14 protein-coding genes are annotated in these 17,391 nt (G+C 34.2%); 8 read left to right on the top strand and 6 right to left on the bottom strand.

The features are described 5' to 3' along the window. The first annotated feature begins 85 nt into the window (after positions 1-85). The 4 genes from ACW5R3_RS05575 (at position 86) to meaB (ending at position 7,177) form a co-directional block, all read left to right on the top strand. A complete protein-coding gene (locus tag ACW5R3_RS05575; RefSeq protein ID WP_456578624.1) occupies positions 86-4,657 on the top strand; it encodes a malectin domain-containing carbohydrate-binding protein in 4,572 nt (1,523 codons plus the stop codon). A 4-nt stretch (positions 4,658-4,661) separates the two neighbouring features. Further along, positions 4,662-5,381 (top strand): T9SS type A sorting domain-containing protein, encoded by a 720-nt coding sequence (locus tag ACW5R3_RS05570; protein WP_456578623.1) that lies wholly within the window; start codon positions 4,662-4,664, stop codon positions 5,379-5,381. 148 nt (positions 5,382-5,529) lie between these two features. Continuing rightward, the gene (locus ACW5R3_RS05565) at positions 5,530-6,096 is read left to right on the top strand and encodes a DUF2911 domain-containing protein (protein WP_456578622.1); all 567 of its coding nucleotides are present in this window, start codon (positions 5,530-5,532) and stop codon (positions 6,094-6,096) included. After that, positions 6,089-7,177 (top strand): methylmalonyl Co-A mutase-associated GTPase MeaB, encoded by a 1,089-nt coding sequence (gene meaB, locus ACW5R3_RS05560; protein ID WP_456578621.1) that lies wholly within the window; start codon positions 6,089-6,091, stop codon positions 7,175-7,177. The genes ACW5R3_RS05565 and meaB overlap by 8 nt, the downstream gene beginning before the upstream one ends. Here the strand turns inward: meaB and ACW5R3_RS05555 are convergent. Next, positions 7,172-8,113 (bottom strand): NAD-dependent epimerase/dehydratase family protein, encoded by a 942-nt coding sequence (locus ACW5R3_RS05555; protein WP_456578620.1) that lies wholly within the window; start codon positions 8,111-8,113, stop codon positions 7,172-7,174. The two genes, meaB and ACW5R3_RS05555, sit on opposite strands and share 6 nt — an antisense overlap. A 90-nt stretch (positions 8,114-8,203) precedes the next feature. Here ACW5R3_RS05555 and ACW5R3_RS05550 point away from each other — a divergent pair, with 90 nt between their 5' ends. Genes ACW5R3_RS05550 through ACW5R3_RS05540 form a run of 3 tightly spaced genes read left to right on the top strand, consistent with a single transcriptional unit; the run spans position 8,204 to position 11,155 of the window. Next, entirely contained in the window at positions 8,204-8,917 is a 714-nt protein-coding gene (locus tag ACW5R3_RS05550; protein WP_456578619.1) for a glycosyltransferase family 2 protein, read from the top strand. Then, complete coding sequence (locus tag ACW5R3_RS05545) at positions 8,917-9,546, top strand: lipid-A-disaccharide synthase N-terminal domain-containing protein (protein WP_456578618.1); 630 nt, start codon at positions 8,917-8,919, stop codon at positions 9,544-9,546. The genes ACW5R3_RS05550 and ACW5R3_RS05545 overlap by 1 nt, the downstream gene beginning before the upstream one ends. After that, complete coding sequence (locus ACW5R3_RS05540) at positions 9,530-11,155, top strand: ArnT family glycosyltransferase (RefSeq protein WP_456578617.1); 1,626 nt, start codon at positions 9,530-9,532, stop codon at positions 11,153-11,155. The genes ACW5R3_RS05545 and ACW5R3_RS05540 overlap by 17 nt, the downstream gene beginning before the upstream one ends. A gap of 3 nt (positions 11,156-11,158) precedes the next feature. Here ACW5R3_RS05540 and ACW5R3_RS05535 read toward each other — a convergent pair whose 3' ends face one another. From ACW5R3_RS05535 to mnmA, 5 genes are all read right to left on the bottom strand, one after another. Further along, positions 11,159-11,731, bottom strand: coding sequence for a phosphatase PAP2 family protein (locus tag ACW5R3_RS05535; RefSeq protein ID WP_456578616.1), 573 nt, complete (start codon positions 11,729-11,731; stop codon positions 11,159-11,161). A gap of 3 nt (positions 11,732-11,734) precedes the next feature. Then, the gene (locus ACW5R3_RS05530; RefSeq protein WP_456578615.1) at positions 11,735-11,962 is read right to left on the bottom strand and encodes a hypothetical protein; all 228 of its coding nucleotides are present in this window, start codon (positions 11,960-11,962) and stop codon (positions 11,735-11,737) included. Positions 11,963-11,973: 11 nt separating this feature from the next. Beyond that, positions 11,974-13,350: an MATE family efflux transporter gene (locus ACW5R3_RS05525; protein ID WP_456578614.1), complete on the bottom strand. Its 1,377-nt coding sequence runs from the start codon at positions 13,348-13,350 to the stop codon at positions 11,974-11,976. A 70-nt stretch (positions 13,351-13,420) separates the two neighbouring features. Then, positions 13,421-14,362: an NAD(P)H-dependent flavin oxidoreductase gene (locus tag ACW5R3_RS05520; protein ID WP_456578613.1), complete on the bottom strand. Its 942-nt coding sequence runs from the start codon at positions 14,360-14,362 to the stop codon at positions 13,421-13,423. 69 nt (positions 14,363-14,431) lie between these two features. Then, entirely contained in the window at positions 14,432-15,628 is a 1,197-nt protein-coding gene (gene mnmA, locus ACW5R3_RS05515; protein ID WP_456578612.1) for a tRNA 2-thiouridine(34) synthase MnmA, read from the bottom strand. 171 nt (positions 15,629-15,799) lie between these two features. On the opposite strand from mnmA, the gene ACW5R3_RS05510 reads away from it, so the two are divergent. Further along, positions 15,800-17,230: a fasciclin domain-containing protein gene (locus tag ACW5R3_RS05510; protein ID WP_456578611.1), complete on the top strand. Its 1,431-nt coding sequence runs from the start codon at positions 15,800-15,802 to the stop codon at positions 17,228-17,230. Positions 17,231-17,391 lie beyond the last annotated feature (161 nt).

Raw genomic sequence — 17,391 nt, 5'->3', positions numbered from 1 at the left:
TATATTCTGTCTATTCCCTATTTTTACATAACACACCTCAATAATCTTTTTTCGATTAATAGCATTAAACCGAAAAAAAATTATCATGTCTTCGATTAATACAAAACAAGTATTGAAATTTGGAGCTTTTGTATGTATACAGCTCTACATTTTATTTTCTTCTACAACCAATGCTCAATCTATTAGTTTTGGTTCTACAGGACTTATTAATGAAGGGGTTCTAAATCCCACATCATTAGATTTTGGTCCTGATAACCGCTTATATGTATCACAGCAAAATGGTCTTATTTGGGCCTACACTATAGAAAGAGATAATGCTGAATCTGGTAACGGACAATACACTGTAATAAATAGTGAAGAGATTACTAACATCCGTACAGGCATACCAAACCATACCGATTTAGGTGATCCCAACCCGAGTCAACAACGATTAGTTACAGGTATTCTTACTGCCGGAACAGAAACAAACCCTATACTTTACGTCACCTCATCAGATTACTTATTAGGAGGAGGTGCTGGCGGTAATGACACGAACTTAGATACCAATTCAAGTATGCTTTCAAAATTAGAAAAAGTAAATGGTGTATGGGAAAAAACAGATTTAGTAAGAGGCTTACCCCGTTGTGAAGAAAATCATGCTATTAATGGATTAGATATGTTCGAAAAAGCAGGAACAACTTATTTATTAGTTGCACAGGGTGGTCAAACAAATAAAGGAGCTCCTAGCAATAATTTTGCAGGAACTCCAGAGTTCTACCTATCTGCCGCTATACTCATAATAAACCTTACACAACTAGAGTCTATGCCCGTATATACAGATCCAAGAACGAATACCGAATATGTGTATGATCTACCGACATTAAACGACCCTACACGTATAGACATAGATAATACGCATCCAGATTTCCCATACCCTGTAGGTCATCCAATGTATAATGCTTTTATAGATTTAGGTGATCCGTTTGGTGGCAATAACAGTCTTAATCAAGCTTTCCCTGAACAAGGAGGACCTGTTCAAATATTTTCTGCAGGCTACAGAAATGCCTATGATATTTTAGTTACAGAGGATAACAATATTTACACGTCAGATAATGGACCTAATGCCTTATGGGGTGGAGTACCTAAAATCTATGATAACACCACAAATACTTATTTAGGTGACGAAAGTAGTATAACATACAATCCTAGTCTTCATTATATCAGTAATGAAATGAATGAAAGTGGGAGTGCTTTTTCCGAAGACCCCTTGCATTTTATAGGCACAGTAAATGATGCCAACGGAACCTATTACGGCGGTCACCCGAACCCAATACGAGCTTTCCCATCACGAGCCAACCTTATTGCATATGAGAAAATAGCAGGAACTTGGGTTGCATCAAACACATATTTATTTTCAGATTTATTAATAGGATCAGAAGGCTATTTTAACACATCTTTTACTATAGCTGATTTTCCTGACAATCCTGAACAAGGTGAGTATCTGATGGACGAACCTGTGAGTAGTCCAAAAAATAATATTTTAGATTTCAAAGCAGCCTCTACAAATGGACTTGTTGAGTATACTGCTTCAAATTTTGGAGGTATCATGCAAGGTAATATTCTTACCGCCTCATTTAATGGTGATATAAACAGGTACATTTTAAATGCTACTGGAGATTTTATTGTGCAGCAAGAAGTCCCATTTAATGGTTTTGGAAGTATTCCTTTAGATGTCATTGCTTTAGGTGACGATAGCATTTTTCCTGGCACTGTTTGGGCTGTTACTTATGGCGCTAATAGTATCACCATTTTTGAACCCTCAGACTTAATATGCTTACAACCTGGCGACTTAGGTTATGATGCAAATGCCGATAATGATGGCGATGGTTATACAAACCAAGATGAAATTGATAATAACACCAATATTTGTTCACAAAGTAGCAAACCTAAAGACAATGATGAAGATGGTATATCAGATTTAAATGACCCTGATGATGATAATGATGGTATCTTGGATGTCAATGACCCCTTTGCTTTGGATACAAACAACGGGCTAACTAACAGTCTGCCCATTGCTTATCCATTTTGGAATAACGACCCTGGCACAGGTTTATTCGGACTAGGTTTTACTGGTTTGATGTTAGACCCTGCAGGAAACACAGACTACCTAACTCAATTCAATGAAACTGAAATGTCCTTTGGTGGTGCTGCAGGTAAAGCAACTATAGATGCCGTTTCAGCTGGCGATGCATATAGTAGTTTAAACAATCAGGACTACGGTTTTCAATTTGGCTTGAATGTCGATAATAATTCAGAACCTTTTACCATTCATGCAAAAGTAGAATCGCCATACTTTGGATCTGACGGAAATCAAAACACTCCTGTAGATTATCAATCTTACGGGATACAAATAGGAACAGGTGATCAAGATAATTATCTAAAGGTTGTTTTTATGAATGGAACCGACAATACCGATACTTTATATGGTTTGCAAGTACTCTTGGAATCAAATGGAGTTATAACTCAAAACTCAAGTTATGATATAGCTGATATTATGCTATCGGGTTCTGTAGATATTTACATTTCAATAAATCCTGACACTAATATGGCTCAACCATTTTATTCTTTGAATGATGGTGAATCACTTAATTTATTAGGTCCCGAAATACTACTACCTAACAACTTTTTAGATCCGCTTGACAATCAAGGTATGGCTGCTGGTATTATTTCTACTTCACGGTCAGATACAACCCCTACGCCTTTTACTGCCACATGGGATTTTATAAATGTTTACGAAAATCAAGATGGTATTGTCTCTTTAAATCCAGATATACTCAATTTCGGGATTACACCTGTAAACAATTCACTTCGTAGTAAAAGTGTTCTTATAAAAAATGAAGGTGGACCAACAGATAATGCAATTACAATTACCAACTTAAATTTTACTGGAACTCATGCTGCTTTATTTAATTCAAATATCAGCTTACCTATCACAATAAATGCAGGAGCATCTGTAAACATCCCTATTCAATTTACTTCCGATAACATTGTAGGTGAAAAATCGGCTACAATGGAAGTCACACACTCAGGTTTAAATTCTCCGTTATTAATGACTATAACTGGAGAACTTACAGACTTATATGCACCAATTATTCGAATAAACGCAGGTGGGGATCTGGTTTTGGCTACCGATAGTGGCCCTAACTGGGAAGCCAATACCACATCAACAGGTGATTCTTATACCGTATCATCGGGTTCTTCCTATGCTTCTACAGAAGTGTTTTATGAAACCAGAGATCCATCAATTCCAAATTATATAGATGCTAATACTTATTATGATGTATTACACATACAACGCAGTAATAGTGATCCTGAATATCCCATGATATTCTCTATAGCCGTTCCCAATGGAGATTATATTGTTAACCTCTACTTTGCTAATTTATATAATGGAACTTCTGAGCCTGGAGAACGTGTTTTCAGTGTAAATCTAGAAAATGAGCGATTAATCGAAAATTTAGACATATCCGAAAGGTTTGGACATAGAAAAGGTGGTATGATACAAAGTAATATACAAGTTACGGACGGTGTTTTAGATATTCGCTTTTTTGAAAATATTGAAAACCCACTAATAAACGGTATAGAGGTATTAGGTATAACTTATCCTGAACTTATTTTACAACCGATAATCGACAGGGTTGACTGTGAGCTGGTGATATCTGATTTTCAAGCTCAAGGCTCAGGCGGTAATCCTTTAGAAAATTTAACCTACTCTATTAGCGGACAACCTGAAGGAACTGACATTGAACCCACAAATGGACTTATTTTTGGAACTATTAATGAATTAGCAATTACGGGTGGTCCTAATAATGATGGAATACATAATGTAACTGTTACTTTAAGTAAACCTGGAAGTTCAGATGTCTCTACCAGTTTTATTTGGACAGTAGTAGCTGATACTGAAGCTCCAGATATTGATTGTCCTGAAACATTAACTAAATTTGTTTCTATAGGAACTATAGAATCTTATGTTATCGTTAATCCCCCAACAGCGACCGACAACTGCGATAATAACATAACCATTACAGCAGTGAGGTCGGATGGCTTATTAATAACAGATCCTTTTCCATTAGGCACCACAACTATAACATGGCTTGCTACAGATGCATCAGAAAATAACGCCACAAGTTGTGAACAGGATATTATTATTTCAGTTCCAAACCACAACCTTAGTTTGAACGTAAGTTTACAAGGAAGAACTGATTTTAGTGGCGTATACAATATTGCGTTGTATACATTAACAGATTTAGTAACACCAGCCTATACATTACTAGAAACAGCCGACGCTTCAGGTAATATCACTTTAAGCGCTACCATTCCGCAAGGCGACTATAAACTATTAGTTAAACACCCAATGTATCTTCAACGTTTAAAGGATATATCCGTTTTAGATAATCAAACAGAAACAATCCCAGTTCTCTTAGCTGGTGACATAGACAATAATAACATGGTAGACATTTACGATTTAGGACTGTTTTCTGCAGCTTACAATTCTGTTGACGGCAATTTAAATTTTAATGTAAATGCTGATTTTGACATGAACTTATCCATAGATATTTTCGATTTAGGACTATTTTCAAGTAATTATTTAATTAACGGGGACTCACAAACAGATTAAGATTATGAAAACATCAAGAAAAAATAAGTACTTAGTTTTAATAGCTTTATTTATAGGCTGTTTTAACTTTCAAGCTCAAACAGTAGACCTAGTTGCCAGTGTAAACATAACACCTCCATTAAATAATGGGCAAACTTTCACATATTCAATAATGTCTACTGGTGGTCCGTATCGTGCAATCCGATTAAACATTATTTATAATCCGAGTGTTATTCAGTTAAACAGCTTATCAGAAGTATTTCCTTTTAGCTTTGTGCCTGTAAACGACATTAGTACTCCGGGATTGATAAGATTTGAAGCTGCATATTTTGATTCTGATATAACTGGCAATGAAACACTCTTAAATATAGAGTTTGAAGTTTTAGATAACACTCAAACAATTTCCATTGCTCAAAACTATAATCCCACCTCAGGAACTGTTGTTGTTAACGGCAATGGTATTGATGTTTTAAGCACAGCTAACGACATTATACTAGAAACATTAAGTCGTCCAATTAACATCAAAAATACTAGCATTACAATATATCCCAACCCAGTAACCGATCTACTCTATATTGAATCAGAAAAATCCATAAAAAACGTAACCATATATACCATTTTAGGAGGCAAAGTTTTAGAAACAAAAAATACTACAATTGATGTAAAGAATCTACAATCGGGTAACTACTTCATTAAAATTAATACTGACTTAGGTCAAACAGTTAAAAAACTTATAATTAAATAATCAGTCTAAACACATTAATTTAGTCCTTATAAAAAAAACTTATAAAATCTAGGATTCATCCCATAAATAAAAACTCTTAAAAAAATGTGATAGTATTTTATTAAAAATAACATTTAAAGTATCTTTATCTTCTCAATAAAATCATGCTATGACTAAATTTTTTAAATGGTTTTTAGGAAGTTTATTTCTAATAGCCATCAGTTTATTTTTATATTCATTCTTTGTAGATGGTAGCTTATTAGCCCCTCGAAAAAGTCCGATTGACACTGTTTCATTTTCTAAAAACGACTTACAATTAGATATTGTTTATAATCGTCCTTCAAAACGAGGTCGAGAAGTTTTTGGAGGGTTAGTTCCCTACCAGCAAGTATGGAGAACAGGTGCCAATGAAGCAACTACATTTAAAACAAATAAGGCATTAAAAATAAATAACGATTCATTACCTGCCGGAAAATATACATTATGGACCGTGCCTAATGATTCAACGTGGCAAGTTATGTTCAACTCCAAACAATATCCTTGGGGTGTAGATACAGAAATGAAGCCTATGCGAGAATCCGAATTTGATGTTATAGCTGTAACAGTACCAGTTGAAGAAACAGGAATAACTGTAGAGCAATTTACAATTGGTTTTGACAATGCTTTAGACCATTTATCATTAACCATGGCTTGGGATGAAACCAAAATAGCCGTACCATTAGAAACTTTTGAGTAAAAAATCTGCACGAAATAAAGCCCTACAGGAAATGGCTGGAGTATCACATTCTGAAACTACCAACCAAAGTCGTATTGACGCTTTAAAAAAACGTCGCCAGAACAAACCCTCTAGCGAACAACTTATCACCGATATTTTAGCAGGTGACATAACTGCTTTAAGTCGCGCTATAACATTAATTGAAAGCACAAATAGCCTACACGCTCAACAAGCTCACAAAGTTATTAAGGGCTGCTTACCCCACGCAAATAACTCAGTAAGAATTGGAATAACAGGTGTGCCAGGAGTTGGAAAAAGTACTTTTATAGAAGCTTTTGGTTCATTTTTATCAAATTCCGGTAAAAAAATTGCTGTTTTAGCTATAGATCCTAGTAGCTCTATTACTAAAGGTAGTATTCTAGGTGATAAAACGCGCATGTCTGAACTAGTAAAGGACACAAATGTTTATATCAGACCTTCACCTTCGGGAGACTCTTTAGGAGGTGTCGCTAGAAAAACCAGGGAAACTATTATTTTATGTGAAGCAGCTGGGTTTGATACCATTTTAATTGAAACTGTAGGGGTCGGACAGAGCGAAACAGCAGTGCATAGTATGGTTGATTTCTTTTTGTTACTAAAATTAGCTGGAGCCGGAGATGAACTACAAGGAATAAAACGTGGTATTATTGAGATGGCAGACTCTATAGCTATTAATAAAGCTGATGGTGATAATATTAAATCTGCCAAAATTGCAAAAGTAGAATTTAACAGAGCACTTCATTTATACCCGAAGAAAGATTCGGAGTGGACTCCGAAAGTTTTACTTTGTAGCGGATTAAACCATGAAGGTATAGATCGTATTTGGGAAACTATTGAAACCTATGTTTCTATCACACAAGAAAATGGGTATTTTAATCACAGACGATACGAACAAAATAAGTTTTGGCTTATTGAAACAATCAAAGATCAATTACATGCCAATTTTTTCCAAGACTCCAAAATCAAAGAAGCTTTAAAGGATCAAATAGGTTTAATTGAATCTCATAAAACCACTCCTTTTGCCGCTGCCGATTATTTATTACGTTTAAAACAAGAGTTATAAAAAACTAGAACGATACCAAGCTACTTGCTTTTCAACTCCCTCTAACAGCGTTGTTTTTGGATCATAGTTAAGTAATTTACGAGCTTTATCAATATTGGCTTTAGTTCGTAACTGATCCCCTGCTCTAGCTGAAACGTGTTCTATTTCTATATCGCAACCCATAACTTTTGACACAGCATCAATTCCCTCTTGAGTGGTATGTTCGACCTCCGTGCCAAGGTTTATAATTTCGCCATCTACAACCTCTTTGTACTTTATAACACTAACAATACCATCAACGATATCTCCAACATAGGTAAAGCTACGTAAATGTGTTGCACTTCCATCATATAAAGTGAATGCTTTGTTATCAAAACCACAGGCTATAAGTTTTGTATACATTTTTTCTGGACGTTCTCGAGGTCCAAAAACAGAATACAACCTCAAAGAACAAGCTTTCAACTGTTTTTCACGCGATTTCTGAAGTACTAATTGCTCAGCAGCTAGTTTTGTAACCCCGTAATGAGATGCTGGTTTTGGTGCATAATCTTCAGGATAAGTAGCTTCTAACCCATAAATTGATGAGGTACCAATATTTACAAACAGCTTTAAGTTATTTTGTTGTAGAGCAAAGTCAAGTAAGTTTTTGGTTCCAATTATATTATTCGAAAAATAATCTTCAAAAGTTGAAGTTGCCGATATACCAGGTTGAGCAGCAAAATGAAAAATAAAATCGATATCCTTAGGTAAACTATCACTCCAATTTTCAGATCTTAAATCTACCTTTACAATTTCAACACCTTTTTTAACAAGTGCATTTTCGTTTAATTTTTTTAAAGATTCGCTGTAATAAGGGGAAAAATTATCCACTCCTATCACATCATGTCCCAAATCTTTTAAACGCTCAGCAGTATGTGAGCCTATAAATCCCACGGCACCAGTAACTAATATCTTCATAAGTCCTATTTCTAATACAAAGAAACATTTTTTTTCTCTAAGTTTAGAATTCTATAAAAAAGAATACATTTGCATAACAACTTTTGCAACATGAAATACCAATTTACAATCATAGTTCCTGTATATAATGAGGAAGATAATCTAATCCGTGTAGAACAGGAATTATTAGCATATACTAAGATTGCTAGCCGAAAAACAAAGGTACTTTTTGTTAATGATGGCTCTAAAGATGCCAGTCAAAATCTGATTGAAGAAATATCAAATAGGCACCCCGAATTTAACTACATTAGTTTTAAGGAAAATCGCGGATTAAGTGCAGCTATCAAAGCAGGGTTTGATTATGCCGACACAGAGTTAGTTGGATATATAGATTCGGACTTACAGACTGCTCCCTCAGATTTTAATGTTCTTTTAGAACATATTGATGAGCATGATTTAGTTACCGGTGTTCGCGCAAATAGAAAAGACAGTTTTGTAAAAAACATGTCTTCTACAATTGCTAATGGAATACGTCGTACTTTCACCAAAGATGGCATGGATGATACAGGCTGTCCGTTAAAAGTTATTAAAACAGAATACGCCAAACGAATTCCCATGTTTAAAGGTCTTCATAGGTTTCTACCTGCCATGATACTATTACAAAATGGAAAAATAATCCAAATACCTGTTCAGCATTTCCCTAGAGTAGCTGGAGAAGCTAAATTTGGTGTGTGGAATCGATTAATAGGTCCGCTTATGGATTGTTTTGCTTATTTATGGATGAAAAAGAAGTATATTAATTATACTGTAGAAAAACATAATTAATGACAGACTGGATTGTTTATAGTATTGGATTTCTTGCGCAAATTTTATTTTCATCGCGACTCATTATCCAATGGCTATATTCTGAAAAAAAAGGTCGGGTTATTACCCCCTCTATATTTTGGACTCTCAGTCTTTTTGCTTCATTTTTACTATTTATATATGGATATTTAAGAGATGATTTTGCCATCATGTTAGGTCAAGGTCTGACATACTTTATTTATATCCGAAATTTACAATTACAAAATCAATGGCAAAAATACCCCAAAATCATGCAATGGTTTTTATTATTAATGCCTGTTTTTGTTGCTATCTTTTATTTTAACAATAACGCCATTGATGTTGAAAAACTTTTTAAAAACGACGCCATTCCTTATTGGTTATTAATTCTTGGTATAGTTTCTCAAATAGTGTTTACACTTCGGTTTATTTATCAATGGATTTACTCGGAAAAACAAAAAAAATCAGCACTGCCATTTGGCTTTTGGTTACTCAGCTTGATAGGTTCTCTATTAATATTAACTTATGCTATTTTAAGAAGAGACCCTGTATTATTTATTGGACATGTATTAGGAGCTATCATTTATATTAGAAATTTAATATTAATAAAAAAACATGCTACTACTACTTAAAAAATATCCATTATTGTCTATTTGTCTTGGAGTAGCATTAGTATTACTTCCTAATTTACATATTATGGATGTAACTATTATGGAGGCCAGGAATTTTATAACAGCTAGAGAAATGCTGACTGACAATAATTGGTTGCTTACAACTATGAACGGTGAACCTCGTTATCAAAAACCACCATTACCCACATGGTTAACAGCTATTTCTGCAGCTTTGTTTGGTGTAAATAGTGTTTTTGCAATGCGTTTACCAGCCGCGATATTTGTTATAATTATAGGTGTTTTTGTTCTTAAAATTGCTAAAAAAATAACAGCTAATTTAAACTTCGGTTTACTTTCTGCGGTTATAGTGGTAAGTTCTTTTTATGTTATTGGAATCATGATTGAAGCGCCCTGGGATATATTCACACATGGTTTTATGTGTATAGCTATCTATAACTTACTACGTTTCTTTGAAAGCGAAAACACCAATTGGAAAGCAGCTTTTTTGGCAAGCATTTTTGTTGGATTCTCAATATTAAGTAAAGGGCCTGTTAGTTTTTACGCTCTACTACTACCTTTTATTCTTGCATATTTTTTTACATTTAAACACAGAGGGTTCAAGTCTAAAATAGCACCTTCAATCTTAATATTAGTAGTTGCTTTAATTATTGGTGGATGGTGGTATTTATATGTCCGATTTGAAGATCCTGCTACTTTTTTGGCCATTACTGAAAAAGAAACTGGTAATTGGAGTAGTTATAATGTTCGCCCCTTTTATTATTATTGGAGTTTCTTTACACAGTCTGGCTTATGGACAATTCCAGCATTTATAAGTCTATTATACCCATATTTAAAAACACGGGTTAAAAACTTAAAAGCATACCAATTTAGCATTTTATGGACCATATTTGCAGTGGTTTTACTTTCCATAATACCTGAAAAAAAGTCGCGTTACTTAATGCCTGTGTTAATCCCTTTAGCTATAAATTGCAGCTTCTATATTGATTTTATAATACGGGAATTCAAGCATTTAAAGCTCAAACTAGAAACCTTACCTGTTTATATTAACTTTGGCCTAATTGGTTTTATAGGTTTAGCTTACCCTTTAGGAATCTATTTACTATTAAATACTAAACTAAATGGGTACTGGGTTATTTACGGGTTTTCTTCAGTGTTTATGGTAAGTATGGGGTTAATAATTTTACTAAACCTCAAACATAAAAATCTAAAACGCGTCCTAGCAGCAACAATAGGTCTATATGCCACACTCCTACTTTTGGTCTTACCTTTAAAAAAGGCTATGAATAGTACTACTTATCACCCAATAACAGCAGACGTTGCTAAGGAGCTAAAACTGTATCAAATGCAGTATATAGCACCTGAAATGATATGGGAATATGGTCAAAAAATACCTGAGATTAAAAACACTGACGGTAGTTTTACATTCCCTAAAGAATCTGCATTTGGTTTATTAACTTTATTAGATGTAACATCCAAAGATTTAAAACTTATAAAAGAGCGCTATACAATTGAAAAGATTGAAACTTTTGATTTAAATACCGTTCCTAAAGAATCCAGACAATATAAAAATAGGCTATTGGCAAATTATTTTAAACTAACCAAAAAGTAGTTACTACGCAGTGAATCTGCGTTGTAAATAAATATCCAATTTATAAAATAAGTAACCTGAAAAGGCGCCAAAAGTCATTCCACAAATTACGTCTAAAGGAAAATGCACCCCAATATAAATACGACTATACCCCATTGCCACAGACCAGATTATCATAAAGTATATTAAATACTTGTATTTAAAGCGTAATAGCATGCCACTAAAAATAGCAACAGCCATAGAATTAGATGCATGACCAGAGAAAAATCCATACTTGCCTCCACAACTAGATTTAACCACACGCATCAAACCTTCTAAAGTAGGATCATGACAGGGTCTTAAACGCATAACAATTACTTTTTTAAATAAATTTGTTACCTGATCGGTAAACAAAACCATTAAAGCAATAACCAATACGGTTATCAAAAACAGTTTAGGCGTTCGTGTTTTGAAAATAATAAATAGCAATATAGCGTAGAATGGAATCCAATAAAATTTGGTTGTATAGAACATCCAAAAAGCATCCCAATTAACGGTACCCAGGTTATTTAAATACAAAAACACCTCATTATCAAGTTGTACTAATTGTTCTAACATAATCTAATCTTCATAACGTTCAACCTCACGATCATAAAAATCGGTTGCTTGTTGAATTAATGACTCTGCTTCCATTTCCAATTCCTTTTGGTCATGCTGATCAAAATCTTCTAACCATTCAACATCATCATTTTCTAAATTGATGATAAACCTTGGAAAATCGGTATGAATAACAAAAATGGCATCCGGAAAATCGGTATTATCGCCAAGTAAAAATTTAGGAAACTCCATATATGTGTGTCTTAATTATTTGATAAAATTAAACGTTTGGTAAGGTAGTTAAAACGGATAAATAATAAAATAGCTGCTACAGTTAAACCTGCTAGTAACCCCATCCAAATACCAAAACTAGCATATCGATCTTCGGAACCAAAGTAAATACTAATAGGGAACCCTACAACCCAATATGATATAAAGGTAATTATAGTTGGTATTTTTACATCTTGTAATCCTCGCAAAGCACCAAGCATAACAACTTGTATACTATCGCTAATTTGAAATATAGCTGCTGCAATTAATAAATTTGAAGCAATACTTAACACCTCTGAATTATCAACAGCATTTACTAAATCCTTATTATCTAAATATAGTTTGGGTAGATGTTCATGAAATACAAAGAATAATAAGGCAAATCCAGTGGCCAAAATTAAGCCTAATAAAAATATAGAAAATGCAATACGGCGTAACTCATAATATTTTTTCAATCCTTTTTGGTTACCCACACGCACCATAGAAGCAACACTTAACCCTGTAGCTACCATAAAAGTCATGGAGGATAAGTTTAAAGCTATTTGATTTGCTGCTTGTGCATTCTTACCTAACAAACCACTTAACCAAATGGCTGCTGTAAAAATAGCTACTTCAAAAAACATTTGCATAGCACTAGGCGAGCCTAAATTAATAACTTTTTTAAGCTCTAATTTGTCCAATACAAATAGTTTAATATTGGTAACATAATCTTTAGATTTTTTGTGTCCTTTTAATAACCACCAAAGAAATATAACCATAACTACTCGGGAAATTAATGTTCCGTAAGCAGCACCAATAATACCATATTCTGGGAATCCTAATTTTCCAAAAATCAGTAAATAATTTAATAAAACATTTACCAAGTTTGCAACTATAGTAGCATACATCGGATAGCGTGTCATGGACAAACCATCACTAAACTGTTTAAAAGCTTGAAATATAATTAAGGGAACTAAGGAAAAGGCCACCCAATCTAGATAAGGAATAGCTAATTCTACAACCTCAATAGGTTGTTTCATTAAATACATTAAGGGCTTTGCAAAAAATAATAATGCAAATAAAAACAAACCTAAAGATGCACACAAAAATAACCCGTGTTTAAAAGCTGATTTTCCTTTTACGAAATTATTTTCGGCATCCGCTTCAGCAACCAAAGGAGTTATAGCCGTTGAAAAACCAATACCTAAAGACATAGCAATAAACATAAAACTATTCCCTAATGATACTGCAGCAAGTTCAGCTGTTCCTAACTGCCCTACCATTATATTATCTATAAAACTAACAAATGTGTGCCCCAGCATTCCTAACATTACAGGTGCTGCTAGTTGCCAATTATATTTAAATTCTTTAGTGTAGTTGCTTAAAACCATTTTGCAAAAGTAGACTATAGCTTTTGTCTAAACTATAGAAAGAGCTATTAAAATTAGGTTAAAAATCCTGTTAGAGTTCAGCTATTTGAGCTTTAGCCATTTCAAATTCTGCAAGCATTTCTTTTACAATTTCAGATACCGGCTTAATATCATTTATAAGCCCCGCAATCTGTCCAATTTCAAGCTCTCCTTCTTCTAAATCCCCTTCAAACATACCGCGTTTAGCACGAGCTCGGCCTAATAATTCCTTTAATTGTTCTGGACTTGGTGATGTTTTATAAAGTTCTTGAATATCGTTGAAAAACTTATTTTTAACTAAACGCACTGGTGCCAATTCCTTTAATGTTAGTAGAGTATCTCCCTCTTTTGCTTGAACAACCACTTCTTTAAAAGCTTGATGCGCAGAACTTTCCTCACTAGCTACAAAACGACTTCCCACCTGTACAGCATCAGCTCCTAAAACCATAGTAGCTAACATTGCTTTACCTGTAGCAATACCACCAGCAGCAATTAGTGGTATTTGCAAATGCTCTTTAACCATTGGAATTAAAGTTAAGGTTGTTGTTTCATCACGTCCATTATGTCCACCAGCCTCAAAGCCTTCAGCTACAATAGCATCTACACCAGCATCTTGAGCTTTTAATGCAAATTTGACACTACTAACAACATGCACAACAGTTACCCCACGCTCTTGCAACCAATTGGTCCACGTTTTTGGATTTCCTGCTGAAGTAAAAACAATTTTAACACCCTCTTCAACAATAATATTCATGATTTCTTCCACATTTGGGTATAACATAGGAACGTTAACACCAAACGGTTTGTCGGTTGCTTTTTTACACTTCTGAATATGTTCTCGCAATACATCTGGATACATGCTTCCAGCTCCTAACAAGCCTAAAACACCTGAATTACTAGCTGCAGAAGCTAGTTTCCACCCTGAATTCCATATCATTCCTGCTTGAATAATAGGGTATTGAATATTAAAAAGTTCTGTGATTCTATTGCTCATAATATAGTGTTGTTTTAAATAGTATTTTTAAAAATTGCGGCTATACAATTAATTCTGAAATTTTAATTTTTAGGCTATAACTCCTGATCCTACCAGTTCATCATCTATATACCATGCAGCAAACTGTCCCTCAGCAACTGCTGTCTGAGGATTTGAAAATGTTATATACATCCCAGATTTCACACGATGTAACGTTGCTTTTTCTAAAGCTTGTCTGTATCGAATACGTGCTAAAACCTCTAAGGTATCACCAACCTTAATAGCTAAATCTTCACGAACCCAATGTAAATCTGCATTACTGATAAATAAGGCTGACTTATAAAGCCCTGGATGTGTTTTACCTTGCCCAGTATAAATAACGTTTTCAGTAACATCGGTACTTATAACAAATAGTGGTTCTACAGTACCACCTACAGCTAAACCTTTTCGTTGTCCTTTAGTATAAAAATGAGCACCTTGGTGTTTTCCTACAACTTTACCGTCTGATACATTATAAACAGCTTTTCTAGATAAGTAAGCTAACTCCTGCTCTTTTGTTTCAAATGAGGTATCTACAGTATCATATTCAGGATGTGTTCTTGGAATTTCAACAATCACACCTTCTTTAGCTTTTAGTTTTTGCTGAAGAAAATCTGGTAACCTTACTTTCCCTATAAAACACAATCCTTGAGAATCTTTCTTATCGGCGGTTACTAAATCTAATTTAGAAGCAATTTCTCTAACTTCTGGTTTAGTTAACTCTCCTATAGGAAATAATGATTTCGCTAATTGTTCTTGTGATAATTGACATAAAAAATATGATTGATCTTTATTATCATCTACACCTGCCAATAACTGATGTATCTCATTTTCACCATCTATAAAAGACGTTTTTCTACAATAATGGCCTGTTGCAACGTAATCAGCACCTAGATCTAAAGCTATTTTCATGAATACATCAAACTTTATCTCACGATTACAAAGCACATCTGGATTTGGCGTACGTCCACTCTCATATTCCTTAAACATGTAATCAACAATACGTTCTTTATATTGCTCACTTAAGTCTACAGTTTGAAAAGGGATCCCTAATTTATCTGCCACTAACATAGCATCATTACTATCATCTAGCCATGGGCATTCGTCCGATATAGTAACTGTATCATCATGCCAGTTTTTCATAAAAAGACCAATAACTTCATAGCCTTGTTCTTTTAAAAGATAGGCTGCTACGCTGGAATCTACTCCTCCAGATAATCCAACTATTACGCGTTTTTTGTTTTCCATAATTGCCGCAAAGATACAGGTTTAAAATAAAAAAATCACACGTGAAGATAGCTGAATGAATAATAACGCAATCAATTTTTTGTTTAACTCTAAAAGATAAACAATAAACAATACTTGTTATTTTGTTTAATCTTTTTATATATTTGCTAAACAAAACAAAATAAGATAGATATGAAAACATTAAAAACACTTCGAAAAATAGCAACAGCTTTGTTGTTAGTATCTGTTATTAGCGCATGTAGCAATGATGATGATAACACATTTACTCCCGCATCACCTCAAGCCGATAATATTGTAGATATAGCATTGGAAACTCCCGAACTAAGCTCTTTAGTTGCAGCATTACAAGCCGCGGATGGTGATTTAGTTTCCGTTTTACAAGGAGATGGTCCATTTACAGTATTGGCTCCAACAAATGATGCTTTCAATACATTTTTGTCTGACAACGGATTTGCTTCACTAAATGACGTCCCTACAGATGTTTTATCTGAAGTATTATTAAACCACGTTATTTCAGGAACTGTCACCTCAAGCAATTTAACTAATCAAGGCATGGGATATGCATCCACTAATGCTACTGGAGCCGGTGATGCCAAGATGAGTTTGTATTTTAACACCGCAAACGACGATGTACGATTTAATGATGTATCATCTGTACTAATGGCAGATATTGAAGCATCAAATGGCGTTATCCATTTAGTAGATGGTGTAATTGGATTACCAGATGTAGTAGATCATGCTTTTGCAAACCCTGAATTGAGTAATTTAGTTGCTGCTTTGGCAACAGCTGACGGAGGTTTAGTATCCGTATTAAGATCTGAAGGACCTTTTACAGTGTTAGCTCCTAGCGATGCCGCATTTTCAAGTTTTTTACAAGCCAATAACTTTTCAGGATTAGCTGATGTACCAACAGATGTATTATCACAAGTACTATTAAACCATGTACTTTCAGGAACAACTTTTTCTACAGATTTAACAGATGCTGGCTCAGGCTACAGTACAACCAACGCAACAGGTGCTGGAAACAATCCAATGAGTTTGTATTTCAATACTTCAAACGGTGTTACTTTTAATGGTATTTCATCGGTAACAGAAGCAGATGTTGTTGGTACAAATGGTGTAATTCATGCTGTAGATGCTGTAATAGGCCTACCAACTGTAGTTGATTTTGCACTAGCAGATCCGAATTTTGAAACACTTGTAGCTGCTTTAACTCGTGATGATTTAACATTTGACTACGTAGGCACATTATCTACACCTAATGGTACCTCTCCAGCTCCTTTCACCGTTTTTGCCCCTACAAACCAAGCCTTCAGTGATTTATTAACAGAACTAAACGTATCTAGTTTATCTGATATTGCAGAACCTACTTTAAAAGCAACATTAGATATGCATGCTGTAGCCGGTGCAAATGTACGATCTACAGATTTAGTAGACGGTATGACTGTTAGCACTTTAGGTGGAAATATCACAGCCAACACAGTAGGTGGTGCTACACTTACAGACTCAAACAACAGGGTAAGTAATATAATTGCTGTTGATGTTCAAGCTGCAAATGGAGTTATACATGCTATTGATAAAGTTATTTTACCAGAATTATAAAATAACACGATAAAACAGTTTCCTAGATAAAAGGCTATTTAAACTATTAAATAGCCTTTTATTTTATGAGTATTATTGATTTATTCATTTTAATTTTTATCTTGCGCCCATTAATTAGGTATTCCCCATTTTTGATTGATTAATAGCTTAATATTTTTAAA

The sequence above is a fragment of the Algorimicrobium bowmanii genome, from assembly GCF_054031195.1.
This window is presented reverse-complemented; position numbering and strand designations above follow the sequence as displayed.

Excerpts from the sequence above, each read along its gene's own strand:
- ACW5R3_RS05575 (WP_456578624.1), top strand. The coding sequence starts at position 86 with ATGTCTTCGATTAATACAAAACAAGTATTGAAATTTGGAGCTTTTGTA.
- ACW5R3_RS05570 (WP_456578623.1), top strand. The coding sequence starts at position 4,662 with ATGAAAACATCAAGAAAAAATAAGTACTTAGTTTTAATAGCTTTATTT.
- ACW5R3_RS05565 (WP_456578622.1), top strand. The coding sequence starts at position 5,530 with ATGACTAAATTTTTTAAATGGTTTTTAGGAAGTTTATTTCTAATAGCC.
- ACW5R3_RS05555 (WP_456578620.1), bottom strand. The coding sequence starts at position 8,113 with ATGAAGATATTAGTTACTGGTGCCGTGGGATTTATAGGCTCACATACT.
- ACW5R3_RS05550 (WP_456578619.1), top strand. The coding sequence starts at position 8,204 with ATGAAATACCAATTTACAATCATAGTTCCTGTATATAATGAGGAAGAT.
- ACW5R3_RS05545 (WP_456578618.1), top strand. The coding sequence starts at position 8,917 with ATGACAGACTGGATTGTTTATAGTATTGGATTTCTTGCGCAAATTTTA.
- ACW5R3_RS05540 (WP_456578617.1), top strand. The coding sequence starts at position 9,530 with ATGCTACTACTACTTAAAAAATATCCATTATTGTCTATTTGTCTTGGA.
- ACW5R3_RS05535 (WP_456578616.1), bottom strand. The coding sequence starts at position 11,731 with ATGTTAGAACAATTAGTACAACTTGATAATGAGGTGTTTTTGTATTTA.
- ACW5R3_RS05530 (WP_456578615.1), bottom strand. The coding sequence starts at position 11,962 with ATGGAGTTTCCTAAATTTTTACTTGGCGATAATACCGATTTTCCGGAT.
- ACW5R3_RS05525 (WP_456578614.1), bottom strand. The coding sequence starts at position 13,350 with ATGGTTTTAAGCAACTACACTAAAGAATTTAAATATAATTGGCAACTA.
- ACW5R3_RS05520 (WP_456578613.1), bottom strand. The coding sequence starts at position 14,362 with ATGAGCAATAGAATCACAGAACTTTTTAATATTCAATACCCTATTATT.
- mnmA (WP_456578612.1), bottom strand. The coding sequence starts at position 15,628 with ATGGAAAACAAAAAACGCGTAATAGTTGGATTATCTGGAGGAGTAGAT.
- ACW5R3_RS05510 (WP_456578611.1), top strand. The coding sequence starts at position 15,800 with ATGAAAACATTAAAAACACTTCGAAAAATAGCAACAGCTTTGTTGTTA.